Below are 936 nucleotides of genomic sequence, written 5' to 3'. Positions count from 1 at the left end.
AAGGCCGACCCCGAGCTCGCGTTGAGCGACAACAAGCTCGACACGAGTTTTTCCAATTTTGTGAGCCGCGCACGCATGGAGGTCGAAGACCACGGCAAGGACTCGGTCCGCGGCAGGGCCGCGCAGCGCCTGCTCGATGGGCCGCTGAACGTGGAGGTGTACTCGGTGACCAACGTCGCGCGCGAGGATCAGGAGGCGATGCTGCGCTCGATTCTCAAAGAACTCGACGCGGGCTATGTGCAGGAGATCGAGGCCTGCGGACTCGGCGCCTCCTATGCGGTGCTGCAGGCGGATTTTAAGGCGTTTTCCGAAGCCATGAGCCAGGCCATCAAGACCGAAGCCGCTGCCTCCACCGAAGAGCTCCAGCGACTCGCCGCAGATATTCGCTCGAAGAGCGTGGAGCTGATCCACCGGGTCAACGGGGCCTACCCCACCACCAGCGAGGAGGATCGCAAGAATCGCTCGCTGATTCTCGGCCCCTTCGCCCTGCAGAACGACCGCGCCGCCGCGTTCTATCGCAAGAATCGCGGTCGCAATCGCCTCCCCGACGTCGATGTCGACACGGGCGCCGACGTCGTGATCGTCGACGAGCAGCCGCAGGCCCCCGTAGGCGACGTCACCGAGCCGGTGAACGCCTGATACTGAACGCCCTTTCAAGATTCATGAGGGCAAAAGTGCTCTTGAGCACCAAAATCACGATGTGAGGAAGCGCCCGAAGGCTCAAAAGCCCTCGGGCGCTTTGTTTCTTGAGCGAAAAAGGGCTCGCGAGCCCTCGACGCGTCATTCCAGAGGGCGATCCGGGGCTTTAAAGCCTTTCGCCTGATCCTCAAGTCCGAAAAAAAGGGCTCGAAAGCCTTTGAAGCGCTCCTCGAATCTCGATTTTGGGGCTCGGGAGCCTTCGGGGCGATCATGTGCGAGCGGGCGCCGGGGTTCGCG

General features: G+C 62.3%; 1 protein-coding gene. It reads left to right on the top strand.

The features are described 5' to 3' along the window. Positions 1–639: hypothetical protein (locus tag FRC98_RS20775; protein WP_230467878.1), on the top strand; the 639-nt coding region annotated here is incomplete at its 5' end. Positions 640–936 lie beyond the last annotated feature (297 nt).

The organism is Lujinxingia vulgaris (assembly GCF_007997015.1).
In the GTDB taxonomy this organism is placed as follows: Bacteria; Myxococcota_A; Bradymonadia; order Bradymonadales; family Bradymonadaceae; genus Lujinxingia; species Lujinxingia vulgaris.
Note: the sequence above shows the minus strand (reverse complement) of the source record. Positions and strands in the feature narration are given on the sequence as shown.